Raw genomic sequence first — 26,287 nt, 5'->3', positions numbered from 1 at the left:
CTTTGTAGGAGCGGCCTTGCGTCGCGAAAGGGCTGCAAAGCAGCCCCCACAAAAAAGCAGTCGACCTATCCTGAGCCTCAGAAACTCACCGAGGCCGACAACCGCGCCGTCCGCGGCGCCCCCTGGAACAGGTAGTTGTCGCCCAGGTAATCCCCCACATCCCGCCAGTAGCGCTTGTCAAAGACGTTATCCACCACCAGCCGCAGTGTCGTGTCATAGCCGCCGATGCGTGTGCTGTAGCGGCTACCGAGATCGAACACGGTGTACCCGCCCACTTCCACATTGCCGGCCTGGCTCGCCTGCTTGCTGGCGCTGTAGCGCGCCCCGCCGAGCAACGCCAGGCCGGGCAGCGGCAGGCGGTACTCGGCATGCAGGGCGGCGCGCAGCCGCGGCACGTTGATTGCCTGATGGCCTTCGTAGGCGTCGGTGCCGCTGCCTTGCACCCGGGCACGGATGGCTGCGGCACTGGCCTGAAGCTGCAGGTTCGACGTTGCCCAGCCGCTGGCGCCCAGTTCCAGGCCGATGTTCTTCTGCTGGCCCTGCTGAACATAGGTAAAGCTGCCGTCGCCTTCTGGGCGTGCGTACTGGTACGCCTGGCGGATCTGGAACAGCGCGGCGCTGAAGCTGATGCCCTGCCAGTCACGCTTGATGCCGAGCTCCAGCTGGTGCGAGAGGGTGGGGGCGAGTATCTCGGCCGCGTTGCTGGCGTACCAGGGCGCTGTGCCGCCAGCCGACAGGCCTTTGGCGTAGCTTGCATACAGCGTGGTGTCGGGGCGGGGTTTGAAGATCAGCGCGGCGTTGGGCAGCAGCTGGTATTGCCGGGTATGCCGCCCTGCCACGCCGTTCTCGTCCCAGGTCTGTTCATCCAAGCGCACTTCGCGGGCGCCTATCACGCTCTGCCACTGCTCGTTGAAGCGGATGCGGTCGCTGATGAACAGGCCGTACTGGCGGCTGTCCAGGCGCTTTTCGCTGGCGCCGACTGGCTGGTCCGACGGCGCCCAGGCCGGCGCGCCGGTGTAGATGTTGCCGCTGCCGACCAGCACGTTGTAATAGGGGCGCTGGTCGAGGGTACGGCGCTGGGCGCTGCTGCCCACGGTCAGCTCGTGCTGCACACCCAGCGCATCGAAATGGCCATTGAGCATGGCCTGGGCTTCATCGGTGCGGCGGGTGTCGTCGGGGCTGCGGAAGTCGTAGATGTCGTAGTCGCCTTCGGGGCTGAAATGCGACTGCCATCCTCCCTCGCTGCCCCAGGCGAATGCACTGTAGTCATCGATCACCACCTTGCTGCGCGACGCGCTGAGGGTGCCGGTCCAAGCCTCGTTGAAGCGGTACTCGAACCGCCCACCCAGATTCAGCGCGTCGTTCTGCACCGGCCTGGCCCAGTGCTGATAGGCCAGGCGGTCGCTCGGGTCGATGCCATGGGGCAGTTCGCTGCCGCCCAGCAGCTGGTAGCCCGGCACAGAGCGCTGTTCGCGGTGCTGGTACTCGGCATCCAGCTGCAAGGTGGCATCGGGGCTGATCTGCCAGTCGAAGGCCAGCGAGGCGAAATCGCGCTTGCCGTCGGCATGGTCGACGTAGGAGCGGATGTCCTCGTGGGCCAGGTTGGCGCGCACGCCGAACTGCCGCTCGCTGCCAAACCAGCCACCCAGGTCGGTGGCCAGGTAGCGCTCGCCTTGCGCATTGGTCGAAACTGTGACGCTGTGAACGTCTGCAGCGCGCTTGGTCACGTAGTTGATCAGCCCGCCCGGTTCCGACACGCCGCTCTGCAACCCGGAAAGGCCCTTGAGCAGTTCGACCTGCTGCTTGTTCTCCAGCGCCACGTTCTGCTCACCGGCGATGGTCTGGCCATTGATGCGGTAGCTGCTGGCGGCATTGAGCTCGAAGCCGCGCACGTTGAAGTTTTCGTAGTAGCCGATCGGGGCATAGCTTTCACCCGTCGAAGCATCGCTTTGCAGCACTTCGCTGAGCAGACGGACCTGGCGGTCTTCCAGCAGTTGCTGGCTGAACACGCTGACCGAGGCGGGCGTGTCGAGCAGAGGTGCGGGCTGGAAACCGCCGACCGCAGCCTCGCGAACCTGGTAGCCCTCATCGCCGTAGGTGTCGGACACCTGCACCGGTGCCAATTCCAGGCTGTCTTCGGCCAGGCCGTGGGGGCTGTGCAGGGCCAGGCCCAGGCTGAGCAGGCTCAGGGGCAGGTGAGGGCGAAGCAGGGGCATGCAGGGGGGGCGTCCTTGGGGCAGATACCGCACAGGCTTCGTCGCGGGCACGCCCGCTCCCACAGTTACTGCACTGCTTTTGAGGCCAGTGCAGTACCTATGGGAGCGGGCGTGCCCGCGAAGAAGCCGGAACAGGCGAAAAAAGGGGCGCTATATTATCAGGCCCAAGCCCTGCGGGTCTTCAGTCGGCAGGTGCCGGGCGGCGATGCTGGCGCCAGGTATCGTCGATCTTCGACCAGGTTTTGCCGTCGGTGATGGCCATGAGTTTGCGGCCATCCTTGAAGGTGGCCAGGAAGGTGGCTTCTTCCTCCTTGCCGCCCAGCCAGAGCCCGGCCAGCAGGCCCACCGGGCCGGCTACCAGCGCTCCGGCCACGCCCCAACCCAGTGCGGTACCCAGGCTGCGGCTGGACTCCAGGCTGGCCAGACGCAGATCTGCAATGCGGGCCAGTGAGATTCGCTCGCCGGGTGACGGGCTGCGTGGGGTCTTGAGTGTGAGCGATCCATTGCGAAACTCGCCTTCACCTTGCAAGAAATCGCCGGATTGCACCGTGAGTCTTGTCATTGATTCGTCCTGTCAGTGAAAGGTCCTTGACCAGCGCCTACTGAGCGCCGCCGGGGCGGGCAAGTCAACGGCCAGGCGACGGAGGGTAATGCGCTGGTCAGACGCCTTCAATGGTGGCTTCAGGCTAGCTGCGCTGCGGCCTTGCGCTGCGCCAGGCCCCATACCACCAGCGCCAGCGTGCCGATCGCCAGGCCTGCCACCACGATGCCCATCCACCCTTGCCGCTGGAACAGCTGTGTGCCCAGCAACGAGCCTAGTGCACCGCCGATGAAGTAACAGGTGATGTAGCCGGCATTCAGCCGCGTACGTGCTTCAGGTCGCAAGGCGATCACCGCATTCTGGTTGCTCACGTGCACCAGTTGCACGGCCAGGTCCAGTACCAGTACGCCTGCCAGCAAGGCCAGCAGCGAGTGTTCGGCAAAGCCCAGCGGTACCCACGACAGCACCAGCGCTACCAGGCCGACGGTGGTGCCCAGCGAGCCCTTGCCGCGGTCGGCCAGGCGCCCGGCCCAGTTGGCCGCCAGTGCGCCCGCAGCGCCGGCCAGGCCGAACAGCCCGATGGCGGCGTCGGAGTAATGGTAGGGCTCACGCACCAGAAGGAATGCCAGCGGCGTCCAGAACAGCGCGAACAGGCTGAACGCCAGCAGGCCGAGCAGCGAGCGCAGGCGCAGCACGGGTTCTTCGATGAACAGGCGGAACACCGAGCCGATCAGTGCCGGGTACTTCAGGCCGGCATGGCTGTTGTGCTCGGGCAGGGTGCGGTACAGCGCCACTGCACTGATCGCCATCAGCACTGCGGCCAGCACATAGATGCTTCGCCAGCCGCCCAGTTCGGCCATGAACCCGGCCGCAGTGCGCGCCAGCAGGATGCCCAGCAGCAGCCCGCTCATCAGCGTGCCGACCGCTCGGCCACGCTGATGCGGCTCGCTCAGGGTGGCGGCCATCGGCACGAGGATCTGCGCCACCACCGAGAACAGGCCGGTGAGCACGGTGCCAAGCAGCAACCAGGGCAGGCTCGGGGCACAGGCGCTGATGACCAGGCCCAGGGTTGAAATGGCCGTCATCACCACGATCAGCCGGCGCTGCTCGAACAGGTCGCCCAGCGGTGCCAGCAACAGCAGGCCGGCGCCATAGCTCAGTTGTGCGGCGATGACCACGCTGCCGGCGCTGGCGGTACTCAGGCCGAATTGTTGGGCGATGCTGTGCAGCAGGGGTTGTGCGTAGTAGTTGCTGGCCACCGCCAGGCCGGTGGCCGTGGCCATCAGCAGGATCAGCGCGCGGCTGAGCGTTGGGGATTTCATGGGTTTCTCGTGTTCAATGGCAATCTGGGGGCGCAAGGCCCCCAGTCTATCAGGCGGCAAAGCCACCATCGGCCGTCAGGCTGGCGCCGGTGATGTAGCCAGCCTCGGGCCCGGCGAGGTAGGCGACGAAGCTGGCGATTTCATCCGCCTGCCCATACCGCCCGATTGCCATCAGCGGGATCAGGCTCTCGGCGAACTCGCCGCTGGCCGGGTTCATGTCGGTGTCCACCGGCCCGGGCTGCACATTGTTCACGGTAATCCCCTGCGGGCCGAGGTCACGAGCCATGCCCTTGGTCAGGCCGACCAGCGCCGATTTGCTCATGGCATACGGCGCGCCGCCAGCAAACGGCATGCGCTCGGCGTTGGTGCTGCCGATGTTGATGATGCGACCGCCCTGGCTCATGTAGCGGGCAGCGGCCTGGCTGGCGACGAACACGCTGCGCACGTTGACCGCGAGAGTGCGGTCGAAATCCGCCAGGTCGAACTCGGCCAGCGGCGCAACCGCCAGCACGCCAGCGTTATTGACCAGGATATCGAGGCGACCAAAGGCCTTCACGGCGTCATCCACTGCCAGTTGCAGCGCAGCGGCGTCGGCGCTGTCGGCGCGCAGGGCCAGGGCCTGGCCGCCAGCGGCCTTGACCTCTTCGGCCAGCGCTTCGGCCGGCCCGGCGGAGCTGACGTAGGTAAAGGCCACCTGTGCGCCTTCGCGGGCCAGGCGCCGGACGATGGCCGCGCCGATACCGCGCGAGCCGCCTTGGACGAAGGCGACTTTGCCTTCGAGGGTAAGTTGCTTGGACATGCTGATCTCCTGCTGGAAGCAAGGCCGAATGCCTTGGATGGACGCAGTATCGACCGATGATTACCTGCTGATAAGATGGCAATCACTATCAGCAGAGTAAACCTTTGGTTGGTAATCATGGCCTCGGAATCATCGTTCAATGCCCTCGAGTGCTTCATCCGAAGCGCCGAGGTGGGCAGTTTCGCCGAGGCAGCCCGGCGCCTGAGCATCACCCCGGCGGCGGTGGGCAAGCACGTTGCCCAACTGGAAGCGCGCCTCGGGGTGCGGCTGTTCCAGCGTAGTACGCGCAAGCTGACCTTGACCGAGGCGGGGCAGCGATTTCTTGGCGAGGTGAGCGACAGCTTCCGCACCATCCAGTACGCCGTGGCCAACCTGGCCAGCGCCGAGGGCCAGCCGGCCGGGCTGTTGCGGGTGAGCATGGGCACGGTATTCGGCCGCCTGTACGTGCTGCCGTTGCTGGGTGAGTTTCTGCGCCGTTACCCGGCAATTACCCCGGACTGGCATTTCGACAACCGCCAGGTCGACCTGATCGGCCAGGGCTTCGATGCCGCCATTGGCGGCGGTTTCGAGCTGCCGCTCGGGGTCGTGGCGCGCAAGCTGACCCCGGCGCACCGGGTGCTGGTGGCGGCGCCCGCCTATCTGAGCCGGCATGCCGACATCGAAGACCCGCAGGTGCTGCAGCGCCATGATGGGATATTGATCCGCTCGCCGCAGACCGGGCGGGTGCGTTCCTGGCCCCTGACCAGCCGATGGCAGGAACAGCAGCCGTTGCAGTTGCGCCAGGCGATGACCATGAGCGATTCGGATGCGGCGTGTGCGGTAGCGCAGCAGGGGTTGGGGATTGCCTTGGTCAGCTTGCCGTTTGCCGTGCCGTACCTGCAGGCGGGGGAGCTGCAGCGGGTGTTGCCGGACTGGTACGTGGACGATGGGCATATCAGCTTGTATTACGCCGAGCACAAGCTGCTGCCGGGCAAGACCCGGGCGTTCATCGACTTTGTGGTGGAGCAGTTTGCCGAGCGGGGGTTGGCGGGGCTTTTCGATGCCTTGGCCTAGAAATCTACCGCTTGTGCTGGCCTCTTCGCGGGCACGCCCGCTCCCACGGGTACTGCACAGTTTTCAGATCCTGTGCTGACCCTGTGGGAGCGGGCGTGCCCGCGAAGAGGCCGGTTCAGGCAACATCAATGATGTAGAACAGCTGAGCCCCCAGGCTCACTTCGTCATCGATCTTCTTGCCCGCCAACTGTTGCCCCAGCGGTGAACGCGGGGTGATGACCGTCACCAGTCCGTCCCCCTCGCCAATCTTCAGCCCTGCGGCCTCAGGCCCGAGGAACAGCAAGCGCCGCCCGCCATCCTCATCCTCCAGCGTCACCAGGTTGCTCACCTGCACCCCCCGCGCCGGGTCGTACGCGCGCAGCAGCAACTGCTGGTAAGTGAGCAGCGCCTGGCGGATTTCAGCCGTGCGCCGCGCCTGCCCGGTGGCCAGGTACGACGCCTCCAGCCCGAGGGTGTCGTACTTGTTCTCGGCGATGTTTTCTTCGGCGGTGGCTGCCTCGTAGGCGGTCTGGGCCGCACGGCGCAATGCCTCCATGTCGGTTTCCAGGGCCGCGACGATGCGCGCGAGCAGGGTGGCCTTGTCCATGGTCAGTAACAGAACTCCAGCACGTTGGCCTGGCTCTTGTCGGTGGGCGCAGTGCGGTTCTGCGCAAGCCAGAACTGGCACTTGGGGCTGTTGAGGTTGCGCGGATTGCCTTGCGCGGCGTCGGCCGCCTGCTGCACTTCCTGCTTGTGGAGGATGTCTTTGTAGCGCTCGAACATCTCGCTTTGCGCATCCAGCGGCTGCGCAGGTGCCGGCTTGCTGTGGGCCGGTGCCACTGCCCGGGCCACGGGTTCCACCTGTTCGGGCCACAGCTGCAGGGCCAGCCACAGGCTAAGGGCGATCGCCACGGCGCCGAGCCACAGGCCGAAGGCCACGCAGAAAATCAGCTGCAGCGGTTTGAGGGTGATCTTCAGTTCACGGTGGCGGGGCATGGTGGCCTCCTGGCAGGGCGGGCGAGGGGGCCATTGTCGCATGGTGCTGGCGCTTTTTTCCGTGCGGTGCTTTTGTCGGCGACAATTAATCCGCAGAATTCGCGGTTTGCGCACGGCAAGGCAGGGCACATGAAAACCACCTGGGACATTTTCTGCAGCGTCGTCGACAACTATGGCGATATCGGTGTGACCTGGCGCCTGGCCCGGCAGCTGGTGGCCGAACATGATCTGGCGGTGCGCCTGTGGGTCGACGACCTGAACGCCTTCGTGCCGTTGTGCCCGGGTGCCGATGCCCGTGCCGCGCAGCAATGGCAGCAGGGCGTGGATGTGCGTGCCTGGCCCGCCCAATGGCAGCCTCAGGCGCCAGCGGATGTGGTGATCGGTGCCTTTGCCTGCCAGTTGCCGGCAGCCTACGTCGAAGCGATGCGCGCCCGCACGGCGCCGGTGCTGTGGCTGAACCTGGAGTACCTCAGCGCCGAGGACTGGGTGGAGGGCTGCCATGGTTTGCCATCGCCCCAGCCCAATGGCCTGCGCAAGGTATTTTTTTTCCCGGGGTTCACTGCCGGGACCGGTGGGCTGTTGCGCGAAGCCAGCTTGCTACCGCGCCGCCAGGCCTTCGAGCAATCGAGCGAGGCGCGTGCGGCGTTCCTCCAGGGCCTGGGTGTGCACCTGCAGCCCGGTGCGCTGCTGATGTCGCTGTTCGCCTACGAAAACGGGCAACTGGGGCGGTGGCTCGATGCGCTGGTGGAGGACACCGACCCGGTTCACCTGCTGGTTCCGCAAGGGCGCATCCTTGGCGACCTGGAGGCGTGGCTGGGTGAGCAGCCGTTGAAGGCAGGCGATGTGCACCCGCGCGGTACTTTGACGGTGCAAGTCCTGCCGTTCGTCAGCCAGGACGATTACGATCGGCTGCTGTGGAGCTGCGATTTCAATGCGGTGCGGGGCGAGGATTCGTTCGTGCGCGCCCAGTGGGCTGGCCGGCCGATGCTGTGGCATATCTATGTACAGGACGAAAATGCCCACTGGGAAAAGCTCGAAGCCTTCCTCGCCCATTATCGACAGGGCCTGTCAGACGCTGCCAGCGAGGCGCTGATGGCATTGTGGCGTGCCTGGAACATGGACCGCGACATGCACGCAGCCTGGCAAGGCGCCCGTAAACATTGGGCGCAACTGCAGCAGCACGCCGCTGACTGGGCAATGAGGCAGGCCGCTCGGCCGGACCTTGCCAAGGCGCTGGTACAGTTTTACCGAAATTGGCTATGATATGCGGCCTCGATTTTTATAAATCCATCCAGATTCGGATACTTCGTAATGAAAACTGGTAAAGAACTGAAACCCGGTACCGTACTGCGGATCGACAACGACCCGTGGCTGGTTCAGAAAGCCGAGTTCACCAAGTCGGGTCGCAACAGCGCGATCATGAAGACCAAGCTGAAAAACCTGCTGACCGGCTACAAGACCGAAACCGTCTACGGTGCCGACGACAAGCTGGACGACGTGATCCTGGATCGCAAAGAAGCGACCCTGTCGTTCATCAGCGGTGACTCGTACACCTTCATGGACACCACCGACTACACCATGTACGAACTGAACGCCGAAGACATCGACGCCGTTCTGCCGTACATCGAAGAAGGCATGGAAGACATCTGCGAAGCCGTGTTCTTCGAAGGCCGTCTGGTATCGGTTGAACTGCCGACCACCATCAGCCGTCAGGTTGTCTACACCGAGAACGCTGCGCGCGGCGACACCTCGGGCAAGGTCATGAAGCCTGCCAAGCTGAAGAACGGTACCGAGATCTCGGTTGCCGACTTCATCCAGATCGACGAGTGGATCGACATCGACACTCGCGACAACAGCTTCAAAGGCCGCTCCAAGAAGTAATCCTTCTTGCGAAACGCAAAAACCCGGCCTCGGCCGGGTTTTTTTTACCTGTGATTTCTGCAGCTATCGGCAGGTTCTTGCTTTTGTGGGAGCGGCCTTGCGTCGCGAAAGGGGCGCGGAGCGGCCCCAGGATTGCAGCTTCGCCGTTAATAATGCTGGGGCCGCTGTGCGGCCCTTTCGCGACACAAGGCCGCTCCTACAGGCCGCGCTACCGCGTGCTTCAGACGGTCACGTGCAACCGCACATCCACATTGCCGCGGGTGGCATTGGAGTAAGGGCAGACCTTGTGAGCCTTCTCTACCAACGCTTCGGCGTCAGCCTGGGCCAGGCCCGGCAGGTTGATATTGAGGTCGATATCCAGGCCGAAACCACCAGGGATCTGGCCGATACCGACCTTGGCGGTGATCGAGGCGTCGGCTGGCAGGGCTTTCTTCTCCTGGCCGGCCACGAATTTCAGCGCGCCGATGAAGCAGGCCGAGTAGCCGGCAGCGAACATCTGCTCAGGGTTGGTGCCGTCACCACCGGCACCGCCGAGTTCCTTGGGGGTGCTCAGCTTGACTTCCAGCTTGCCGTCGCTGGAGCGGGATTTGCCGTCGCGGCCGCCGGTGGAGGTGGCTTCTGCGATGTACAGCGGAGTGACCTTTTGCATCTTGAGCCTCGCTAGTGTGCTGTGCGCCCCTGGTTGTCAGGTGGCGTCGTGTGGATACGGGATTCAAATTAGCGCGCAATTAGTTAGCGCGCAAGATAAATCTTCACCGCTCGTCCGAACGAGCATCACACAGCGTAGCCGTCAGAGGTTTTTTTGCAGGCTTTCGCGCAGTTCCAGCAGGTCGGCCTGCAGCTTTTGCAGGCGTTCGAGGCTGCGGCCACTGGCTTTGAGGATGCACGGCGGCACTTCCCGGGCCTGCTGCTGCAAGGCGCGGCCCTTGTCAGTCAGTTGCACCAACACCACACGCTCATCTTCGCGGCTGCGGTTGCGCTGCAGCAGGCCCTCGCTCTCCAGGCGCTTGAGCAGGGGGGTGAGCGAGCCAGGATCGGTCAGCAGGTGCTGGCTGATTTCACCGACAGTCAGGCCATCCTGCTCCCACAGCACGAGCATGGCCAGGTACTGCGGGTAGGTAAGGCCCAGTGCTTGCAGCAGCGGCTTGTAGACCTTGGTCATCAGCAACGAGGTGGAGTGCAGGGCAAAGCAGACCTGGTTGTCCAGCAGCAGCTCGTCACAAGAAGCTTGGGTGTTGGCGTTCATGCAGGTCCTTGAATGTCATCAATGGAGAAATCTAGCACGCTGAAGGTTGGTGCGCTTACTGCCAGCGCAGCTCACTGCGCAGCGCCAGGTCCCAGGGTGGAATCGGGCTGAAGCGGCTCTTGAGAAATTCGAGCAGCAAACGGCTGCGAGAGTTCGTTTCATGTTCAAGGCGCAGGGCGTAAATGCCACTGGTTTCCGCTTCGGGCAGGCCGTTGTCGCAGAACAGCGGTACCAGTTCACCGCGCAGCAGGTAGTCGCTGATCAGCCAGGTCGGCAGGTGGGCGATGCCCAGGCCGGCGAGGGCGCCGAACAACAGGGTCTCGGCGTTGTTGGCGGCCATGCGCATGCGCGCCGGGCGGTACAGGCGCATTTGCCCGTCGACCGCGAAGCGCCAGGCGAACGGCGGTGCCAGGCCATCCCAGTCCAGGCCGTCGTGGCCGGGCAGTTCGCTGGGGCATTCGGGCATGCCGCGGCCGGCCAGGTAGGCAGGGCTGGCGCAGGCGATGCGCACCATGTGCGCAAGCTTGGTCGCGACCAGGCGCGTGTCGGCCAAGGGGCCGGCGCGCAGCACCAGGTCGACCTTGCCCAGGTGGCTGCCATGCAGGTCGACGAAGCTGTCGATCAGCCGCAGTTGCACGTCCAGGCCCGGGTAGGCCACCAGAAAGTCGGCGATCGCCGGTGCCAGGTGACGGCGGCCGAAGGCGGCCGGGGCGTCGATGCGGATCAGGCCTTCCGGGGCATTGCTCAGCGATACCGCTTCGGCACGGGCCAGGCGCAGCTCTTCGATGATGCGCCGGGCACGCTCGGCGAAGGCATTGCCCGCCGGTGTGGCGCGCACGGCATGGGTGCTGCGGGTGAACAGGCGGCTGCCGACGGCGCTTTCCAGGTTGTCGATGCGCCGGGCGACGGCGGACGGCGTCAGCGGATGGCGACGGGCGGCGGCAGAGAAGCTGCCGGTTTCCAGCACGTCAAGGAACAGGCTCAACTGATCGGTCAGGGTGTCGGGGCTCATTGTATGCTTCTTGGTTTTGCGAAATACGCACAGCCATTGTGCGTTGCTGTGCGTTTCCCTGCCAGCAGGTAATCGTTAGCATGCTGGCATTACTGACAGGCGGGTGAGACCCTGATGATCGAGTGGTTGTTGTATACCGTGCTGGGCGCTGCCCTGGGCACGATGGGCGGGTTGTTCGGCATTGGCGGCGGGCTGATCGCCATTCCGGCACTTGGGGTGCTGTTCGGCCTCGATCAGCAACTGGCCCAGGGCACGGCGCTGGTCATGGTGGTGCCGAACGTGCTGCTGGCACTGTGGCGCTATCACCAGCGCAACCGCATCGAATTGCGCCACGCCGTGCCGCTGTCAGTGTGCAGCTTCCTGTTCGCCTGGCTGGGGTCGATCTGGGCGGTGGGCATCGATGCGCACGCCATGCGCCTGGGCTTTGTCGGCTTCCTGGTGGCGCTGGCAGTGTGGAACGTGGCGCGGATGTTCCTCAAAGCCTCGCCGCCCAGTGCCGAGCTTCGATATGCCTGGCCTTGGTTGGGTGTGCTGGGCAGCTTTGCCGGGACCATGGGCGGGCTGTTCGGTGTGGGCGGGGCAGTGGTGGCCACGCCGATCCTGACCAGTGTGTTCGGCACTACCCAGGTGGTGGCGCAGGGGTTGTCGCTGGCGCTGGCGGCGCCGAGTACCTTGGTGACGCTGGTGACTTATGGTGTGCACCACAGCGTTGACTGGAGCGTGGGTATTCCGCTGGCGGTCGGTGGGCTGCTGAGCATCAGCTGGGGGGTGAAGCTGGCCCATGCGCTGCCGGAAAAGGTGTTGCGGGCGATGTTCTGTGTATTCCTGGTGGTGTGTGCAGTGATGTTGGGGTTTGAACTGTGAGATCGCCGGGGGCCGCAAAGCGCCCTCCGGTCACATGAACCCTTCGATGATGTAGTCGGCCATGCAGTCGGTAATCGGTGACTGTGTCTGGGTATTGCGCAGCAGCATCACGTTGGCCAGGGGTAACTGTGGCAACCCGTCGTTTTCACCGAGAATGCGGATGTTGCCGCCGACCAGGCTCTGCAATTGCGCCGTCACTGCCAACCCCGCGGTGACGATGGCGAAGATCGCCGCCAGGCTGGGGCTGGTGTAGGCGATGCGGTAATCGATGCCCTGGGCCTCCAGGGCATTGCAGGTCCAGGCGCGGCAGAAACAATCGGTGTTGAACAGCGCCAACGGCATGGGGCGTTGCTCCTGCGGGCAGAAACCCTCGGCGGCGGCCCACACCAGGCGTTCCTGGCGCAGCAGCTGGCCAACCTCGTTGCCCGGTTCGCGGGTGACGATGGTCAGGTCCAGATCCTGGCGCAGCATCAACTGCTTCGAAGAGTCGCAATGCACCTCCACCTGCACCAGCGGGTAGGCCTGGGCGAAGCTCGAAAGAATGGTCGGCAGAAAGCGCATGGCATAGTCGTCCGGCGTGCCGATACGCACCATGCCGACCATGTGCGGCATGCGCAGGGTGTTGAACACCTCGCCATGCAGCTTGAGAATGCGCCGGGCATAGCCGAGCAGCACCTGCCCTTCGGCTGTTAGCCTGACCTGGCGGCCGTCGCGCTCGAACAGCTGGCGCTGGAGGATGTCTTCTTCCAGGCGTTTCATCTGCATGCTCACCGCCGACTGGGTACGGTTGACCACTTCCCCGGCGCGGGTGAAGCCGCCTTGCTCGGCGATGGCGACGAAGGTGCGCAGCACGTCGGCATCGAGGCTCTGGTACTGGGACATTGCATCAATCTCCGAGATGCATGGCATCAGAAACATTCGTTGGATTGATCTTAAGCCTGGGCAGAGACTGAAGCCATCAACACGGAGGGCTTCACGATGAAAGGTCATGCCAGCAGCATCCAGCAGTCCGACTTCTCCCTGAACCACCTGTGGCACGCCGCCCTGGAGCGCCCGGTCCGCTGGTTCGAGCTGTACCGCCAGCGCCAGGAACTGGCCAGCCTGAGTGATGCGACCCTGCATGACCTGGGCTTGAGCCGGGCGGACATCCAGCAAGAGGCCGATCGGCATTTCTGGGATGATCCGTTGCGTAAATAGGCTAAACCTGTAAGGGCCTCTTCGCGGGCGTGCCCGCGAAAGGGCCAGAACAGGCACCACAAGGAGATCAGGCTTGCCCCTCAAGTTGTCCATCAACCAGGCTCGCCGTCTGGCCCTGTCTGCCCAAGGTTTCGGCAAACAGCCCGACTCCCCGCCGACCCTGCCCACACTGAGGCGCATGCTGCAACGCCTGGGCGTGGTGCAGATCGACTCGGTCAACGCCGTGGTTCGCTCTCATTACCTGCCGCTGTTCTCCCGCCTCGGCAACTACCCGCCAGAAATGCTCGACCAGCTCGCCTGGGGCCGTGGCCGCCAGCGTCAGCTGTTCGAATACTGGGGCCACGAAGCCTCGCTGTTACCCCTGAACCTCCACCCGCTGCTGCGCTGGCGCATGGCCCACGCCGCGGAGGGCCGCGGTATCTACCGCCAGCTTGCGCAATTTGGCCGTGAACGCCAGGACGTGATCGCCCGTGTGCTGGCCGCCGTGCGCGAACAGGGCGCGCTGGGTGCGGGCAGCCTTTCCACTCGGCAGGAGCGGGCCGGCCCGTGGTGGGACTGGAGCGAAGAAAAACACGCACTGGAATGGCTGTTCGCCGCCGGTGAACTGACGGTGGCAGGGCGCCGCGGTTTCGAGAGGCTTTACGACGTACCGGAAAAGGTGCTGCCCAAGGCCATCCTGGATCAGGCGCTGCCGAGCGAAGCCGAGTCCCATCAAGGCCTGATGCTGCACGCTGCCACCGCACTGGGCGTGGCCACCGAGCGCGACCTGCGCGACTACTTCCGGCTCGAGCCTGGCCAGGGCAGGGCAGCGCTGGGGGAGCTCGTCGCCGACGGCCGCCTGCAACCGGTCGAGGTACAGGGCTGGAAGCAGCTGGCCTACAGCGCCGGCTCAGCGCGCATCCCCCGTCGCATCGAGGCCAGCGCTCTGCTGTCGCCATTCGATTCGCTGGTCTGGGAGCGCAGCCGCACCGAGCGCCTGTTCGACTTCCGCTACCGCCTGGAAATCTACACGCCCGCGCACAAGCGGGTGTATGGCTACTATGTGCTGCCATTCCTGTACCGCGAGCGCATTGCCGCGCGCCTGGACCTGCGCGCCGAGCGCGCCCAGGGGCAGTTGGCGGTGCATGCCGTGCATGCGGAATCGATAGCGCTGGATGGGGAAGGTTATCAGGCCCTGGCGTATAACCTGTTGCGCCTGGCCCGGTGGCTGGGCCTGGAGCGTGTGCAACTGAACTGCCCTCGGGCCGAAGGCAGCCAGTTGCGTCTGGCCTTGCTCAGCGCCGCACTTGCTTGAGGGTTTCGGCGATCAGGAAGGCCAGTTCCAGCGACTGGTCGGCGTTCATCCGTGGGTCGCAGTGGGTGTGGTAGCGGTCGGACAGGGCATCCTCGGTGATCGGCCGGGCGCCGCCAATGCATTCGGTGACGTTCTGCCCGGTCATTTCGATATGGATGCCGCCGGCATGGCTGCCCTCGGCCTGGTGCACCTGGAAGAACTGCTTCACTTCGTCCAGGATCTGCGCGAAGTCGCGGGTCTTGTAGCCGCTGCTGGCCTTGATGGTGTTGCCGTGCATCGGGTCGGAACTCCACAGCACCTTGCGCCCCTCGCGCTCGACGGTGCGGATCAGCCCGGGCAGGTGCGCGCCCACCTTGCTGGCGCCCATGCGCACGATCAGGTTGAGGCGACCGGGGTCGTTGGCCGGGTTGAGGGTGTCGATCAGGCGGATCAGCTCCTCGGGGTTCATGCTCGGGCCGACCTTGACCCCGATCGGGTTGTGCACCCCACGCAGGAATTCGACATGGGCGCCGTCGAGCTGGCGGGTGCGGTCGCCGATCCACAGCATGTGCGCTGAGCAGTCGTAGTAGTCGCCGGTCAGGCTGTCCTGGCGCACGAAGGCTTCTTCATAGTTGAGCAGCAGCGCTTCGTGGGCCGTGAAGAAGCTGGTTTCGCGCAGCTGTGGCGCGCTGTCCAGGCCGCAGGCGCGCATGAAGGCCAGGGTTTCGTCGATGCGGTTGGCCAACTGGTGGTATTTGTCGGCCAGCGCCGAGTTGGCGATGAAGTCGAGGTTCCACTTGTGCACCTGGTGCAGGTCGGCGAAACCGCCCTGGGCGAAGGCGCGCAGCAGGTTGAGGCTGGCGGTGGCCTGGTGGTAGGCCTGCAGCAGGCGCTCGGGGTCCGGCACGCGGCTCTTCTCGTCGAAGCCGATGCCGTTGACGATGTCGCCACGGTAGGCCGGCAGGGTGACGTTGCCGATGGTTTCGTCGTTTGCCGAGCGCGGCTTGGCAAACTGCCCGGCCATACGCCCGACCTTCACCACCGGGCAGCCGGCGGCAAAGGTCATGACAATGGCCATCTGCAGCAGCACCTTGAAGGTGTCGCGGATCTTCGCCGCCGAGAACTCGGCGAAGCTCTCGGCGCAGTCGCCGCCTTGCAGCAGGAAGGCACGGCCCTCGGTGACCTCGGCAAACTGCCGGCGCAGCTCGCGAGCCTCGCCGGCGAACACCAGCGGCGGGTAGCTGGCCAGGGTCTGCTCGACCTTGAGCAGGTGCGCGGCGTCGGGGTAGGTCGGTTGCTGCTGGATCGGCAGGGCACGCCAGCTGTCAGGGCTCCACGGTCGGTTCATCACGGGCTCGGTATGGTCGGGTTAGGCTGCTTGCCATGGTATCAGTTGGCGCCGCGCTTGTTGCATCCGGGAGGTTGACGGACAATGTTCGTTTTTGCGCGGGTGGGTGGCAGGTAGATGGCGACGGAGCGGGAAGAGAAGCTGTTGGCCCGGGTCGAGGATGCCTTTGGCGTGATCAGCGTGTACGAGGTGGAGGATTACCGCTTCCTCGAATTCGGCGATGCCATCGAACAGAGCTGTGTGTTTACCGCCGACCCCAGCTGGCTGGAGTACGACTACACCCGCGCCATGCTGGTTGGCGCGCTGTGCCACGAGCAGCCGGAGAGCGCGCTGTTTCTCGGCCTGGGCGCCGGCACCCTGACCCAGGCGTGCATGAAGTTCCTGCCGCTGGAAGACATCGAGGCCATCGAACTGCGTGCGGACGTGCCGCGCCTGGCCATGGAATACCTGGGGCTGGACGATGACCCGCGGCTGTACGTGCGCATCGGCGATGCCCTGGAGCTGCTGCCCACGGCAGAGCTGACCGACCTGCTGTTCGTCGACCTGTACACCGACCATGGGCCGGGTCTCGGGCACCTGGCGTGGAATTTCCTCGAGAACTGCCAGAAGCAGCTCAACCCGGGCGGTTGGCTGGTGATCAACCAGTGGGCCAACGACGACGGCAAGCCACTGGGCGCGGCGCTGCTGCGTGGGCTGTACCACCGGCATTACTGGGAACTGCCGGTGAAGGAGGGCAATGTGATCCTGCTGGTGCCGGCGGACCTGGAGCAGGGGCTGGACATGGCGCGGCTGCGGGCACGGGCCGAAGCGCTGGCGCCGCGCCTGGGATACAGCCTGGAAGGGTTGATTCGCGAGATTCGGCCGGCTACCTGAAATATCGATTCAGCGTGCGCCCGCTGATGGCCCGATACTGGCCGACCGGCCAGAAAAATTTCCTCACTCCCCGGCATTAATTCGGGTATAGTACGCGCCGGTCTTTTAGCGGGCCTCAAAATCAGGTGGTGCAAATCCTCCGAGTCCAGCTTCGGCTGCACGTCCGCTAGGCGGACCTTTCCAAGTTTTTCTTTTCAATCGTTTTCGCAAATCCCCGCCGACAAAGCTGCCTGGGTGACCGTTCCGGTCTTTCAAGGCATGTGCAGCTTTGCAGCATGGGTCTTTGCGGATGCACTTAGAGGCAGACCCATGACCCAGGAAACCGGCGGCTTCGCCGCTCTCGATCTTAATCCGAACATTGTTGCTGCCGTCTTGGCTACCGGCTACGAAGAGCCGTCGGCCATTCAGCAACAATCGATCCCGATCATCCTCGCCGGTCACGACATGATCGGCCAGGCGCAGACTGGCACCGGCAAGACCGCTGCCTTCGCCCTGCCGATCCTCAACAAGATCGATGTGAGCAAGCGCGAACCGCAAGCCCTGATCCTGGCGCCAACCCGTGAGTTGGCGCTGCAAGTAGCTACCGCTTTCGAAACCTACGCCAAGCAGATGCCAGGCGTTAATGTCGTGGCCGTATACGGTGGCGCCCCGATGGGCCCACAGCTGCGTGCCATTCGCAACGGCGCGCAAATCGTCGTCGCCACCCCGGGCCGTCTGTGCGACCACCTGCGTCGTGACGAGAAGGTCCTGTCGACCGTGCAGTACCTGGTACTGGACGAAGCCGACGAAATGCTCAAGCTGGGCTTCATGGACGACCTCGAAGTGATCTTCGATGCCATCCCGGCCAGCCGTCAGACCGTGCTGTTCTCCGCCACCCTGCCGTCGTCGATCCGTTCGATCGCCGAACGCCACCTGCGCGAGCCCAAGCACGTCAAGATCCAGAGCAAGACCCAGACCGTCACCGCGATCGAGCAGGCCCACCTGATGGTCCACGCCGACCAGAAGATCCCGGCTGTTCTGCGTCTGCTGGAAGTCGAAGAGTTCGACGCGCTGATCGCCTTCGTGCGCACCAAGCAAGCCACCCTGGACCTGGCCGCCGCGCTGGAAGCCAAGGGCTACAAGGCTGCCGCGCTGAACGGCGACATCGCCCAGAACCAGCGTGAACGCGTGATCGACTCGTTGAAGGATGGCCGCCTGGACATCGTCGTCGCCACCGACGTCGCTGCCCGTGGCCTGGACGTACCGCGCATCACCCACGTGTTCAACGTCGACATGCCGTACGACCCTGAGTCCTACGTGCACCGTATCGGCCGTACTGGCCGTGCCGGTCGCGATGGCCGTGCGCTGCTGCTGGTCACCCCGCGTGAGCGCCGCATGCTGCAGGTGATCGAGCGCGTGACCGGGCAAAAGGTTGCCGAAGCCCGTCTGCCGAACGCCCAGGCTGTACTGGACGCGCGCATCAAGAAGCTGACCTCGAGCCTGGCGCCGCTGGTTGCCGAAGCAGAGGCTACCCATGGCGAGCTGTTCGACCGCCTGACCGCCGACCTCGGTTGCAGCGCCCGTGCCCTGGCATCGGCCCTGCTGCGCAAGGCCACCAATGGCCAGGCGCTGGACCTGGCCGCGGTAGAGCGCGAGCAGCCGCTGGTGCCGGGCGTTGGTGCCCCGCGTGGTGAGCGTACCGAGCGCTCTGATCGTGGTGAGCGCAGCGACCGTGGTGACCGCGAGCGCCGTGCGCCGCTGCCGCTGGCCGAAGGACGTGTGCGTTGCCGTACCGCCCTGGGTGCCCGTGACGGTATCGCCGCCAAGAACCTGCTGGGCGCGATCCTCAACGAAGGTGGCCTGGCCCGTGACGCCATCGGTCGTATCCAGGTGCGCGACAGCTTCAGCCTGATCGAGCTGCCGGAAGATGGCCTGGAGCGTCTGCTGACCAAGCTGAAGGACACCCGTGTTGCCGGCAAGCAGCTGAAGCTGCGTCGCTATCGCGAGGATTGATCCTCTGCTGAAATGAAAAATCCCCGGCTCAGGTCGGGGATTTTTTTTGCCTTCAGCATTTTGGGGCTGCTGCGCAGCCCTTTCGCGACGCGAGGCCGCTCCTACAGGGAAACGTGTTCTTCTGTAGGAGCGGCCTTGTGTCGCGAAAGGGGCGCAAAGCGCCCCGGCGATCCTCAGTCGAACCGGTAAATGTCCATCCCCAGCGCCCCCAGGGTGAAGCCCTGGTGCACGATGGCGAATCTGTCTCCAGCCCCCATGGCAAAGAACAGCGGCAGCAAATGCTCATCACTGGGGTGGTTGCGCGCCGCGAACGGCGCCTGTTTCCGATAATCCAGCAGCGCCGCTTGGTCATCTGCCTGTAAACGTTCCACCACCCAGTCCCTGAACGCCAGCGCCCAGGGCTCGATCACATCCGGCCCGGCGTGCCAGTCCAGCTCGCCCAGGTTATGGGTGATGCTGCCCGAGCCGATCAGCAGGATACCTTCGTCCCGCAGCCCGGCCAGCGCCTGGCCGACTTTGACCTGCAGCGCCGGCCCCATGTGACTGGGCAGCGAAACCTGAACCACGGGGATGCTCGCTTCGGGGTACATCAACGACAGCGGCACCCAGGCACCATGGTCGAAAGGCCGCTGCGGGTCCAGGCGGGCCTGCAACAGTTCAGCGACTCGGCTGGCCAGGGCGGGTTCGCCAGGCGCTGGATACTGCACCGCGTACAGCGCCGGCGGGAAGCCGTGGAAGTCATGCCAGGTCTCTGGCTGTGCGCTGCCGGTTACCAGCAGCTCGCGGCTTTCCCAGTGCGCCGACACCACCACGATCGCCTTCGGCCGTGGCAGGGCCCTGGCTAAGGCAGCCAATGCTGGCCCGCTGGCTCCGGGTTGCAGGGCAAGCATGGGTGAGCCGTGGGAAATGAACAGGCTGGGCAGCATGATGGAGGTCCTGAGGGTTAACATGTGATCATCTTCGATCAAGTACAGATCGAAATCCAAACCAAGTTTTACCCTTAATCCATCTAAAAATCGGGAGTGATCATGGAACCTGCGTTTTGGCAAAAACGATGGGCCGATAACCAGATAGGTTTTCACCGCACCGACGTGAACCCCTTCCTGCTGGCGCACTGGCCCACGCTGGCGCTTGCCAAGGGCACCCGTGTGCTGGTGCCGCTGTGCGGCAAGAGCCTGGATATGGCCTGGCTGGCAGGGCAGGGGCACCGGGTGTTGGGTGTGGAGCTGTCGCGGCTGGCTGTGGAAGATTTTTTCCAGGAGCACGGTCTGCAGGCGCAAATTACACCACAAGGGCCGTTCGAGGTCTGGCGCAGTGGTGACGTGGAAGTCTGGTGTGGCGATTTCTTTGCCCTGCGGGCAGAGGATGTGGCCGATTGCACAGGGCTGTATGACCGCGCTGCGGTGATTGCCTTGCCGTCGTCCATGCGGGCGCGTTACCGGGAGCATCTGTCGCGAATATTGCCAGCTGGCTGCAAGGGGCTGCTGTTGACCATGGATTACGATCAGCAGTTGATCGATGGGCCGCCTTTCGCAGTAACCGACGCCGAAGTACGTGAAGGGTATGCGGGTGGCCAGGTGCAGATGCTGGATGAGCGGGAGGTAATTGGAGAAAGCCCGAAGTTCATCCAGGCAGGTGTCGCGAGCGTGCTGGAGCGCGTGTACCAGGTACAATTCTGATCAGCAAAAAGGGCGACCGAAGTCGCCCCTTTCTTTACTGGATGGATCAACCGCGGCGGCGCAGCGCTTCGATGCGCTCTTCCAGCGGCGGGTGGCTCATCAGCAGGCCGGCCAGGCCGTGCTTGAGGCCGCCATTGATGCCGAAGGCTTTCATGGTGTCGGGCATGTGCACCGGCAGGCCCTGTTCCACGCGCAGGCGCTGCAGGGCGCCGATCATGGCAGCGGTGCCGGCCAGTTGCGCGCCGGCTTCGTCGGCACGGTATTCACGGCGGCGCGAGAACCACATGACGATCATGCTGGCGAGGATGCCCAGGATCAGCTCGGCGACGATGGTCGCCACGTAGTAGGCGATGCCCTGGCCTTCTTCGTTCTTGAAGATCACCTTGTCGACGAAGTTGCCGATGATGCGGGCGAAGAACATCACGAAGGTGTTCACCACGCCCTGCACCAGCGCCAGGGTGACCATGTCGCCGTTGGCCACATGGCCGATCTCGTGGGCCAGCACGGCGCGCACTTCATCGGGCGAAAAACGCTCCAGCAGGCCCTGGGACACGGCTACCAGTGCGTCGTTGCGGTTCCAGCCGGTGGCGAAGGCGTTGGCCTCGTAGGCCGGGAAGATACCCACTTCGGGCATCTTGATGCCGGCTTCGCGCGACAGCTCTTCGACCGTTTGCAGCAGCCACTGCTCGTGGCGGGTGCGCGGCTGGCTGATGATCTGGGTGCCGGTGCTCATCTTCGCCATCCACTTGGAGATGAACAGCGAGACCAGCGAGCCGGCGAAGCCGAACACGGCGCAGAACACCAGCAGGCTGCTGAGGTTGAGGTCAACCCCGTTGGCGGCCATGAACCCGTTGAAGCCGAACAGGCTCAGGGTAATGCTTGCAACCAGCACCACCGCGAGGTTGGTGGCTACAAACAACAGAATGCGCATCATGGTTGTTACGTTCTCCTGACGGATGAGTGTGTTGCGTATGCGGGGTATATAAGGCGCCGGCCGCCGGGTTTCAATCGGGCGACTATTTCAAACTGTGTACGGCGGAGTATGGCAGAGGATCTGGCGCAGGCTGTGAGGTAGAGCGTTGCAGGATGTAAGAAACATCCTGTGAGATTGCAGGGGGCTGCTCTGCAGCCCATTCGCGGGGCAAGCCCGCTGCAGGAGCGGCCTTGCGTCGCGAAAGGGGCGCAAAGCGCCCTCGGGGCCATCACTCACTGCGAATAAGTGCGCAGGAAATTACCGATCCGGCCAATCGCGGCCTCCAGGTCATCCACCCGCGGCAAGGTCACCACGCGGAAGTGGTCCGGCCATGGCCAGTTGAAAGCCGTGCCCTGAACGATCAGCAGCTTCTCCGACAGCAACAGGTCGAGTGCGAACTTCTCGTCGTTGAGAATCGGGCACACCTTCGGATCGATCCGCGGGAACGCATAAAGCGCGCCCATAGGCTTCACGCAGCTGACCCCCGGTATTTCGTTGAGCAGCTCGTAGGTGCGGTTGCGCTGCTCCAGCAGGCGGCCTGGCGGTAGCACCAGGTCGTTGATGCTCTGGTAACCGCCCAGCGCGGTCTGAATGGCATGCTGGGCCGGCACGTTGGCGCACAGGCGCATGTTGGCCAGCATGTCGATGCCTTCGATGTAGCTCTGGGCATGGTGCTTGGGCCCGGAGATGATCAGCCAGCCGGAACGGAAACCCGCCACCCGGTAAGACTTGGACAGGCCGTTGAAGGTCAGACACAGCAGGTCGGGGGCCAGCGAGGCGGTGCTGATGTGCACGGCTTCGTCGTAGAGGATCTTGTCGTAGATCTCGTCGGAGAACACCACCAGGTTGTGCTGGCGCGCCAGCTCCAGCATGCCCAGCAACAGCGCTTTGGAGTACACCGCGCCGGTCGGGTTGTTCGGGTTGATGATCACCAGGGCCTTGGTGTTCGGGGTGATCTTGGCCTTGATGTCTTCAAGGTCGGGGAACCAGTCGGCCTGCTCGTCGCACAGGTAGTGCACCGGCTTGCCGCCGGCCAGGCTCACGGCGGCGGTCCACAGCGGGTAGTCGGGGGCCGGGATCAGCACTTCGTCGCCGTTGTTGAGCAGCGCCTGCATCGACATCACGATCAGCTCGGACACACCGTTGCCGAGGTAGATGTCCTCGATGGTGACGCCTTCGATTTCCTTCTGCTGGCAGTACTGCATCACCGCCTTGCGCGCGCTGAACAGGCCCTTGGAATCGCTGTAGCCCTGGGCGGTGGGCAGGTTGCGGATCACATCCTGGAGGATTTCGTCCGGCGCCTCGAAGCCAAACGGCGCCGGGTTGCCGATGTTCAGCTTGAGGATGCGGTGGCCTTCCTCTTCCAGGCGTTTGGCGTGCTTGAGCACCGGGCCGCGAATGTCGTAGCAGACATTGGCGAGCTTGTTCGATTTGCTGAACTGCATGATGGGGTCCCGATTGAGAATACGCACTGCAGCCCTCTTCGAAACGCTCGAAAGGTTTGAAAGGGCAGGAGGCGGGTGCCAGACTGGAGGCCTTGCACACGAAGCCAACTAATATACGTGCCACCCGCGTTACGGAAAAGACGGCGCGGGGTGAAATTCAGCCTGCCGAGGTTCACTCATGCAAAAGATCGACAAGACACTGGAAGAATGGCGCGAAATGCTCGACCCCGAGCAGTACCAGGTGTGCCGCCTCAAAGGCACCGAGCGGCCGTTCAGCGGCAAGTACAACGCAGAGAAGCGTGCGGGTACCTACAACTGCATCTGCTGCGGCTTGCCCTTGTTCGATTCGCACACCAAGTTCGATTCCGGCTGCGGCTGGCCGAGCTTCTACGCGCCGATCGAAGCAAGCGCGATGATCGAGATCCGCGACACCTCCCACGGCATGATCCGCACCGAGGTCACCTGTGCCCAGTGCGACGCGCACCTGGGCCATGTGTTCCCCGATGGCCCGCCACCGACCGGCCTGCGTTACTGCATCAACTCGGTGTGCCTCGACTTCAAACCCGCCGTCGGAGCCTGAGAATGGCCGGATCGATGCTGGACATCCCCTGCGTGACCCTGGGCGGCGAGCAGAAGAAGCTCGGCGACTTTGCCGGCAAGGCGCTGTTGGTGGTGAACACCGCCAGCCAGTGTGGCTTCACCCCGCAATACAAGGGCCTGGAGCAGCTGTGGCAGCATTACCGCGAGCGTGGCCTGGTGGTGCTGGGCTTCCCGTGCAACCAGTTCGGCAAGCAGGAACCGGGCGATGCGCGGGAGATCGCGCAATTCTGCGAGCGCAATTTCGGCGTGAGCTTCCCGCTGTTTCGCAAGGTCGAGGTCAATGGCCCGGGCGCCCATCCCCTGTTCGTCGCCCTCAAGCAGCAGGCCCCGGGCCTGTTCGGCACGCAGAAGATCAAATGGAACTTCACCAAGTTCCTGGTCGACCCGGCCAGCGGCAAGGTCACCCGCTACGCCCCGAGCACCAAGCCACAGGCGTTGGAAGCCGACATCGAGCGCCTGCTCAGCCGCTGAGCGGCACCCAGTGGTCGATCAAAGCCAGTAGCTCTTCACGGCGAAATGGCTTGGCCAGGTAGTCGCTCATGCCCGCCGCGCGGCAGCGCTCGCGTTCCTCGGGCATGGCGTTGGCGGTGAGGGCGACGATCGGCAGCTCCGGCCAGCGCCCGCTCTGGCGAATGCGCCGGCTGGCTTCGTAGCCATCCATCACCGGCATGTTGCAGTCCATCAGCACTAGGTCGAAGGCTTCCCGCTCCAGCCACTCCAGGGCCTCGACGCCTTGGGTGGCGAGCTGCACCTGGCAGCCCAGCTTGGCCAGCATGCCCTTGGCCACCAGCTGGTTCACCGGGTTGTCCTCCACCAGCAGGATCCGTGCACGGCCCTCGCTGGCGGTGAGCGGCGGGGTGGCCAGCGGGTGCTCCGGAGCATGCCCCTGCAAGGTGCGGCGCAGGGTCTGGTATAGCGCGTTGCGCGCCAGCGGCCGGGCCAGTTGGTGCAGTGGCGCCAGTTGCGCGGACTGCTCGCCAGGCAGGAAGTTGCCGTAGGCGGTCACCAGCAGAATCGGTGCCTTCAATGCAGGGCGTAGCTGGAGCAGGTGCTCAAGGTCGTCTGTGATCAGCAGGTCGATGCTGTCGTCGAGGGCGGCGCTGCTGTCGCGCCGCTGATAATCCAGCCCCCAGCCAGGCAGCAGGGCCTGCAGCAGTTCGCTGAGGCCGCTGCCGGCGTCGCTCAGTGCCACCACCTTGCCCTGCAGCGGGGCGGGGGCGATGGCCTCGGTGTGGGTGGTCAGCGGCAGCTCGGCGCTGAAGCGGCTGCCAAAGCCGGGCTCGGACTGGATGTGCAGGTGGCCCTGCATGGCCTTGCACAGGTTGCGGGTCAGCGCCAGGCCCAGGCCGGTGCCACCGTACTGGCGGGTGATGCCGGCGCCAGCCTGGGTGAACGGCTGGAAGATCCGCGCCTGGGCAGCTTCGGGGATGCCGATGCCGGTGTCGCGCACTTCCAGGCGCACACCACCGACGATGCGCACCAGGCGCACGTCGACACGGCCGAAGCGGGTGAACTTCAGGGCATTGGACAACAGGTTGCTGACCACCTGGCGCACGCGCGTGGGGTCGCCGAGTACCGAGCTTGGGAAGTTGCCGGCGATCAGGCAGGTCAGCTCGACGCTCTGCGCCGCGTTCTGCGACAGCAGGTTGGCGGTGTCCTCGACCATCGCGCCCATGTCGAAGGCAATGCGCTCAAGCTCCAGCTGCCCGGCGTCGAACTTGGACAGGTCGAGGATATCGTTGAGCAATTCCACCAGCACCTTGCCCGAGTCGTGGGCGATCGACAGCTGCTGGCGTTGTTCACCGGCCAGCGGGCTGTCCAGGGCCAGGGCGATCATGCCGAGCATGCCGTTGAGCGGGGTGCGGATCTCGTGGCTCATGTTGGCCAGGAAGGCGGCGCGGGCATGGGCCATGTCGAGGGCGCGCTGGCGGGCCTCGTCCAGCTCCTGGTTGGACTGGCTGAGGCGGCTGTTGCTGGCCTTGAGTTCCTCGGTGCGGGCCGAAACGATGTCTTCCAGTTCGTTGAGGTAATGCGTCAGGCGGTTTTCCGCGGTGCGCCGCTGCTGGATCTCGGTGGCCATGCTGACGAACTGCTGATTGGCGACCTTGACCAGCACGCCGATTTCGTCGAGTTCGTGACCGGGCGGGCAATCTACTCGAGTTTGCCCGGGCTGGCGCGGGTCGCGGCCGGAGAGTGCGCCGATCACCGTCACCAGCGGCTTGGTCAGCAGCATGTGGAACAGCGCCAGGAGGATGCCGGTGAGCACCAGGCTGCGGGCGAAGCCATTGAGCAGAGTGACCCCGGCGCGGTCGAGGAAGCGGCTGCCGAAGGCGTAGGTGTCGACGTCCAGGTACAGAGTGCCGAGGTATTCCTCGGGCATGTGGGTGAGGTACAGCCGTTCCTTGAACTGGCGCTGCTCGCCGAACAGGAAGTCGCTCAGGGGCCGATAGCGGTCCTGCAGGCGCGGGCGCTCGACATCGGCCAGTACGGTTTCGTTGTTGTCGATCAGCCGTGCGCGGATGATCGCCGGTGACTGCAGCAGCCCCCGGGTCAGCTCCAGCGCCAGCTCCGAATCGATGTTGTAGGCGATGCGCGAGGCCGGATTGTGGCTGATTTGCAGCAGCGCCTGCACTTCGCGGTTGATGGATGCGTCTTCGCTGGCATAATCGATGCCGATCTGGATGAGACTGAGCAATGTTCCCAGGATGAAGCCGACCAGGACTGTCAACCGGGCTTGCTTGTATGACAGGCGATTGGTGAACTTGATATCCATGAGTCCCGAGCCGGTTTCACGTCCCTTGCGCTGCGCAAGCATAGCCGAATAGCCACGGCTGCTGGCGGGTCTGTCTGTTCATTTCAGTTGATCGCCAAGCGGGGGCCGCTTCGCGCCCCTTCGCGGGCACGCCCGCTCCCACAGGGATCGCACGAGCTTCACTGTGGGAGCGGGCGTGCCCGCGAAGGGGCGCGCAGCGGCCCCAAAAAACTGAAATTTGTAGGA

Annotated in this window: 25 protein-coding genes and 1 pseudogene; 11 read left to right on the top strand and 15 right to left on the bottom strand. The window is 64.5% G+C overall.

All coding sequences use genetic code 11. The features are described from left to right. Positions 1-77: 77 nt before the first annotated feature. From ACIPW4_RS14990 to ACIPW4_RS14975, 4 genes are all read right to left on the bottom strand, one after another. Positions 78-2,216, bottom strand: a complete 2,139-nt coding sequence (locus ACIPW4_RS14990) for a TonB-dependent siderophore receptor (RefSeq protein ID WP_400659003.1) — start codon at positions 2,214-2,216, stop codon at positions 78-80. Between the two features lie 181 nt (positions 2,217-2,397). Further along, a complete protein-coding gene (locus ACIPW4_RS14985; RefSeq protein ID WP_060483775.1) occupies positions 2,398-2,778 on the bottom strand; it encodes a hypothetical protein in 381 nt (126 codons plus the stop codon). Positions 2,779-2,897: 119 nt separating this feature from the next. Beyond that, positions 2,898-4,079, bottom strand: coding sequence for an MFS transporter (locus tag ACIPW4_RS14980; protein ID WP_400659002.1), 1,182 nt, complete (start codon positions 4,077-4,079; stop codon positions 2,898-2,900). A gap of 49 nt (positions 4,080-4,128) precedes the next feature. After that, a complete protein-coding gene (locus ACIPW4_RS14975) occupies positions 4,129-4,878 on the bottom strand; it encodes a 3-oxoacyl-ACP reductase family protein (protein WP_400659000.1) in 750 nt (249 codons plus the stop codon). 117 nt (positions 4,879-4,995) lie between these two features. Here ACIPW4_RS14975 and ACIPW4_RS14970 point away from each other — a divergent pair, with 117 nt between their 5' ends. Continuing rightward, the gene (locus ACIPW4_RS14970; RefSeq protein ID WP_400658999.1) at positions 4,996-5,931 is read left to right on the top strand and encodes a LysR family transcriptional regulator; all 936 of its coding nucleotides are present in this window, start codon (positions 4,996-4,998) and stop codon (positions 5,929-5,931) included. Between the two features lie 115 nt (positions 5,932-6,046). Here ACIPW4_RS14970 and ACIPW4_RS14965 read toward each other — a convergent pair whose 3' ends face one another. Both ACIPW4_RS14965 and ACIPW4_RS14960 read right to left on the bottom strand, forming a co-directional pair. Then, positions 6,047-6,517, bottom strand: coding sequence for a transcription elongation factor GreAB (locus ACIPW4_RS14965; protein WP_400658998.1), 471 nt, complete (start codon positions 6,515-6,517; stop codon positions 6,047-6,049). A 2-nt stretch (positions 6,518-6,519) separates the two neighbouring features. Further along, positions 6,520-6,906 carry a hypothetical protein gene (locus ACIPW4_RS14960; protein ID WP_400658997.1) on the bottom strand — a complete coding sequence of 129 codons (387 nt, stop codon included), beginning with the start codon at positions 6,904-6,906 and terminating at the stop codon, positions 6,520-6,522. A 129-nt stretch (positions 6,907-7,035) separates the two neighbouring features. On the opposite strand from ACIPW4_RS14960, the gene earP reads away from it, so the two are divergent. After that, the gene (gene earP / locus ACIPW4_RS14955) at positions 7,036-8,169 is read left to right on the top strand and encodes an elongation factor P maturation arginine rhamnosyltransferase EarP (RefSeq protein WP_400658995.1); all 1,134 of its coding nucleotides are present in this window, start codon (positions 7,036-7,038) and stop codon (positions 8,167-8,169) included. A gap of 48 nt (positions 8,170-8,217) precedes the next feature. After that, positions 8,218-8,787, top strand: coding sequence for an elongation factor P (gene efp, locus ACIPW4_RS14950; RefSeq protein ID WP_060483780.1), 570 nt, complete (start codon positions 8,218-8,220; stop codon positions 8,785-8,787). Between the two features lie 220 nt (positions 8,788-9,007). Here the strand turns inward: efp and ACIPW4_RS14945 are convergent, their stop codons facing one another. From ACIPW4_RS14945 to ACIPW4_RS14935, 3 genes are all read right to left on the bottom strand, one after another. Next, entirely contained in the window at positions 9,008-9,436 is a 429-nt protein-coding gene (locus ACIPW4_RS14945; RefSeq protein WP_152958037.1) for an organic hydroperoxide resistance protein, read from the bottom strand. A gap of 141 nt (positions 9,437-9,577) precedes the next feature. After that, the gene (locus ACIPW4_RS14940; RefSeq protein WP_400658992.1) at positions 9,578-10,033 is read right to left on the bottom strand and encodes a MarR family winged helix-turn-helix transcriptional regulator; all 456 of its coding nucleotides are present in this window, start codon (positions 10,031-10,033) and stop codon (positions 9,578-9,580) included. 55 nt (positions 10,034-10,088) lie between these two features. Then, a complete protein-coding gene (locus tag ACIPW4_RS14935) occupies positions 10,089-11,045 on the bottom strand; it encodes a LysR substrate-binding domain-containing protein (RefSeq protein WP_400658991.1) in 957 nt (318 codons plus the stop codon). A gap of 114 nt (positions 11,046-11,159) precedes the next feature. Here ACIPW4_RS14935 and ACIPW4_RS14930 point away from each other — a divergent pair, with 114 nt between their 5' ends. Then, positions 11,160-11,909: a sulfite exporter TauE/SafE family protein gene (locus ACIPW4_RS14930; RefSeq protein ID WP_400658989.1), complete on the top strand. Its 750-nt coding sequence runs from the start codon at positions 11,160-11,162 to the stop codon at positions 11,907-11,909. A 30-nt stretch (positions 11,910-11,939) separates the two neighbouring features. On the opposite strand, the gene ACIPW4_RS14925 is transcribed toward ACIPW4_RS14930, so the two are convergent. Beyond that, positions 11,940-12,791 carry a LysR substrate-binding domain-containing protein gene (locus ACIPW4_RS14925; protein WP_400658988.1) on the bottom strand — a complete coding sequence of 284 codons (852 nt, stop codon included), beginning with the start codon at positions 12,789-12,791 and terminating at the stop codon, positions 11,940-11,942. A 96-nt stretch (positions 12,792-12,887) separates the two neighbouring features. Here ACIPW4_RS14925 and ACIPW4_RS14920 point away from each other — a divergent pair, with 96 nt between their 5' ends. Together ACIPW4_RS14920 and ACIPW4_RS14915 are read left to right on the top strand one after the other, a co-directional pair. After that, the gene (locus ACIPW4_RS14920; RefSeq protein ID WP_400658986.1) at positions 12,888-13,106 is read left to right on the top strand and encodes a DUF1127 domain-containing protein; all 219 of its coding nucleotides are present in this window, start codon (positions 12,888-12,890) and stop codon (positions 13,104-13,106) included. A 73-nt stretch (positions 13,107-13,179) separates the two neighbouring features. After that, positions 13,180-14,400, top strand: coding sequence for a winged helix-turn-helix domain-containing protein (locus tag ACIPW4_RS14915; protein WP_400658984.1), 1,221 nt, complete (start codon positions 13,180-13,182; stop codon positions 14,398-14,400). On the opposite strand, the gene ACIPW4_RS14910 is transcribed toward ACIPW4_RS14915, so the two are convergent. Beyond that, on the bottom strand, positions 14,381-15,727 hold the full coding sequence (locus tag ACIPW4_RS14910; protein WP_400658982.1) for a class II 3-deoxy-7-phosphoheptulonate synthase: 1,347 nt from the start codon (positions 15,725-15,727) through the stop codon (positions 14,381-14,383). The genes ACIPW4_RS14915 and ACIPW4_RS14910 overlap by 20 nt on opposite strands. Positions 15,728-15,844: 117 nt before the next feature. Here ACIPW4_RS14910 and ACIPW4_RS14905 point away from each other — a divergent pair, with 117 nt between their 5' ends. Both ACIPW4_RS14905 and ACIPW4_RS14900 read left to right on the top strand, forming a co-directional pair. After that, the gene (locus ACIPW4_RS14905; protein WP_400658980.1) at positions 15,845-16,600 is read left to right on the top strand and encodes a spermidine synthase; all 756 of its coding nucleotides are present in this window, start codon (positions 15,845-15,847) and stop codon (positions 16,598-16,600) included. Between the two features lie 275 nt (positions 16,601-16,875). After that, positions 16,876-18,592, top strand: a pseudogene (locus ACIPW4_RS14900) (DEAD/DEAH box helicase). A gap of 173 nt (positions 18,593-18,765) precedes the next feature. On the opposite strand, the gene ACIPW4_RS14895 reads toward ACIPW4_RS14900, so the two are convergent. Further along, positions 18,766-19,518 carry a DODA-type extradiol aromatic ring-opening family dioxygenase gene (locus tag ACIPW4_RS14895; RefSeq protein ID WP_400658978.1) on the bottom strand — a complete coding sequence of 251 codons (753 nt, stop codon included), beginning with the start codon at positions 19,516-19,518 and terminating at the stop codon, positions 18,766-18,768. 102 nt (positions 19,519-19,620) lie between these two features. Here ACIPW4_RS14895 and ACIPW4_RS14890 point away from each other — a divergent pair, with 102 nt between their 5' ends. Beyond that, positions 19,621-20,271 carry a thiopurine S-methyltransferase gene (locus ACIPW4_RS14890; protein ID WP_400658976.1) on the top strand — a complete coding sequence of 217 codons (651 nt, stop codon included), beginning with the start codon at positions 19,621-19,623 and terminating at the stop codon, positions 20,269-20,271. Between the two features lie 46 nt (positions 20,272-20,317). On the opposite strand, the gene htpX is transcribed toward ACIPW4_RS14890, so the two are convergent. Continuing rightward, positions 20,318-21,205 carry a protease HtpX gene (htpX, locus tag ACIPW4_RS14885; RefSeq protein WP_400658974.1) on the bottom strand — a complete coding sequence of 296 codons (888 nt, stop codon included), beginning with the start codon at positions 21,203-21,205 and terminating at the stop codon, positions 20,318-20,320. 272 nt (positions 21,206-21,477) lie between these two features. Further along, positions 21,478-22,689: a pyridoxal phosphate-dependent aminotransferase gene (locus ACIPW4_RS14880; RefSeq protein ID WP_400642827.1), complete on the bottom strand. Its 1,212-nt coding sequence runs from the start codon at positions 22,687-22,689 to the stop codon at positions 21,478-21,480. A gap of 178 nt (positions 22,690-22,867) precedes the next feature. Here ACIPW4_RS14880 and msrB point away from each other — a divergent pair, with 178 nt between their 5' ends. Next, on the top strand, positions 22,868-23,269 hold the full coding sequence (msrB, locus tag ACIPW4_RS14875; RefSeq protein WP_400658972.1) for a peptide-methionine (R)-S-oxide reductase MsrB: 402 nt from the start codon (positions 22,868-22,870) through the stop codon (positions 23,267-23,269). Between the two features lie 2 nt (positions 23,270-23,271). Continuing rightward, positions 23,272-23,760, top strand: a complete 489-nt coding sequence (locus ACIPW4_RS14870) for a glutathione peroxidase (protein WP_400658970.1) — start codon at positions 23,272-23,274, stop codon at positions 23,758-23,760. Here ACIPW4_RS14870 and ACIPW4_RS14865 read toward each other — a convergent pair. Then, complete coding sequence (locus tag ACIPW4_RS14865) at positions 23,750-26,104, bottom strand: response regulator (RefSeq protein ID WP_400658969.1); 2,355 nt, start codon at positions 26,102-26,104, stop codon at positions 23,750-23,752. The genes ACIPW4_RS14870 and ACIPW4_RS14865 overlap by 11 nt on opposite strands. Between the last annotated feature and the right edge of the window lie 183 nt (positions 26,105-26,287).

It is taken from the genome of Pseudomonas sp. NPDC089996 (assembly GCF_044748405.1).
In the GTDB taxonomy this organism is placed as follows: Bacteria; Pseudomonadota; Gammaproteobacteria; order Pseudomonadales; family Pseudomonadaceae; genus Aquipseudomonas.
The sequence above is the reverse complement of the archived record's forward strand: the minus strand, read 5'-3'. Positions and strand labels throughout refer to the sequence as shown.

What these genes read in the sequence shown, in the direction of transcription:
- ACIPW4_RS14940 (WP_400658992.1), bottom strand. Translation starts at nt 10,033, where the DNA reads ATGAACGCCAACACCCAAGCTTCTTGTGACGAGCTGCTGCTGGACAAC.
- ACIPW4_RS14960 (WP_400658997.1), bottom strand. Translation starts at nt 6,906, where the DNA reads ATGCCCCGCCACCGTGAACTGAAGATCACCCTCAAACCGCTGCAGCTG.
- ACIPW4_RS14925 (WP_400658988.1), bottom strand. Translation starts at nt 12,791, where the DNA reads ATGTCCCAGTACCAGAGCCTCGATGCCGACGTGCTGCGCACCTTCGTC.
- ACIPW4_RS14880 (WP_400642827.1), bottom strand. Translation starts at nt 22,689, where the DNA reads ATGCAGTTCAGCAAATCGAACAAGCTCGCCAATGTCTGCTACGACATT.
- ACIPW4_RS14905 (WP_400658980.1), top strand. Translation starts at nt 15,845, where the DNA reads ATGGCGACGGAGCGGGAAGAGAAGCTGTTGGCCCGGGTCGAGGATGCC.
- ACIPW4_RS14985 (WP_060483775.1), bottom strand. Translation starts at nt 2,778, where the DNA reads ATGACAAGACTCACGGTGCAATCCGGCGATTTCTTGCAAGGTGAAGGC.
- ACIPW4_RS14990 (WP_400659003.1), bottom strand. Translation starts at nt 2,216, where the DNA reads ATGCCCCTGCTTCGCCCTCACCTGCCCCTGAGCCTGCTCAGCCTGGGC.
- ACIPW4_RS14865 (WP_400658969.1), bottom strand. Translation starts at nt 26,104, where the DNA reads ATGCTTGCGCAGCGCAAGGGACGTGAAACCGGCTCGGGACTCATGGAT.
- ACIPW4_RS14930 (WP_400658989.1), top strand. Translation starts at nt 11,160, where the DNA reads ATGATCGAGTGGTTGTTGTATACCGTGCTGGGCGCTGCCCTGGGCACG.
- ACIPW4_RS14970 (WP_400658999.1), top strand. Translation starts at nt 4,996, where the DNA reads ATGGCCTCGGAATCATCGTTCAATGCCCTCGAGTGCTTCATCCGAAGC.
- ACIPW4_RS14975 (WP_400659000.1), bottom strand. Translation starts at nt 4,878, where the DNA reads ATGTCCAAGCAACTTACCCTCGAAGGCAAAGTCGCCTTCGTCCAAGGC.
- ACIPW4_RS14895 (WP_400658978.1), bottom strand. Translation starts at nt 19,518, where the DNA reads ATGCTGCCCAGCCTGTTCATTTCCCACGGCTCACCCATGCTTGCCCTG.
- ACIPW4_RS14910 (WP_400658982.1), bottom strand. Translation starts at nt 15,727, where the DNA reads ATGAACCGACCGTGGAGCCCTGACAGCTGGCGTGCCCTGCCGATCCAG.
- efp (WP_060483780.1), top strand. Translation starts at nt 8,218, where the DNA reads ATGAAAACTGGTAAAGAACTGAAACCCGGTACCGTACTGCGGATCGAC.
- ACIPW4_RS14965 (WP_400658998.1), bottom strand. Translation starts at nt 6,517, where the DNA reads ATGGACAAGGCCACCCTGCTCGCGCGCATCGTCGCGGCCCTGGAAACC.
- ACIPW4_RS14980 (WP_400659002.1), bottom strand. Translation starts at nt 4,079, where the DNA reads ATGAAATCCCCAACGCTCAGCCGCGCGCTGATCCTGCTGATGGCCACG.
- ACIPW4_RS14890 (WP_400658976.1), top strand. Translation starts at nt 19,621, where the DNA reads ATGGAACCTGCGTTTTGGCAAAAACGATGGGCCGATAACCAGATAGGT.
- ACIPW4_RS14920 (WP_400658986.1), top strand. Translation starts at nt 12,888, where the DNA reads ATGAAAGGTCATGCCAGCAGCATCCAGCAGTCCGACTTCTCCCTGAAC.
- ACIPW4_RS14945 (WP_152958037.1), bottom strand. Translation starts at nt 9,436, where the DNA reads ATGCAAAAGGTCACTCCGCTGTACATCGCAGAAGCCACCTCCACCGGC.
- earP (WP_400658995.1), top strand. Translation starts at nt 7,036, where the DNA reads ATGAAAACCACCTGGGACATTTTCTGCAGCGTCGTCGACAACTATGGC.
- ACIPW4_RS14935 (WP_400658991.1), bottom strand. Translation starts at nt 11,045, where the DNA reads ATGAGCCCCGACACCCTGACCGATCAGTTGAGCCTGTTCCTTGACGTG.
- ACIPW4_RS14870 (WP_400658970.1), top strand. Translation starts at nt 23,272, where the DNA reads ATGGCCGGATCGATGCTGGACATCCCCTGCGTGACCCTGGGCGGCGAG.
- msrB (WP_400658972.1), top strand. Translation starts at nt 22,868, where the DNA reads ATGCAAAAGATCGACAAGACACTGGAAGAATGGCGCGAAATGCTCGAC.
- htpX (WP_400658974.1), bottom strand. Translation starts at nt 21,205, where the DNA reads ATGATGCGCATTCTGTTGTTTGTAGCCACCAACCTCGCGGTGGTGCTG.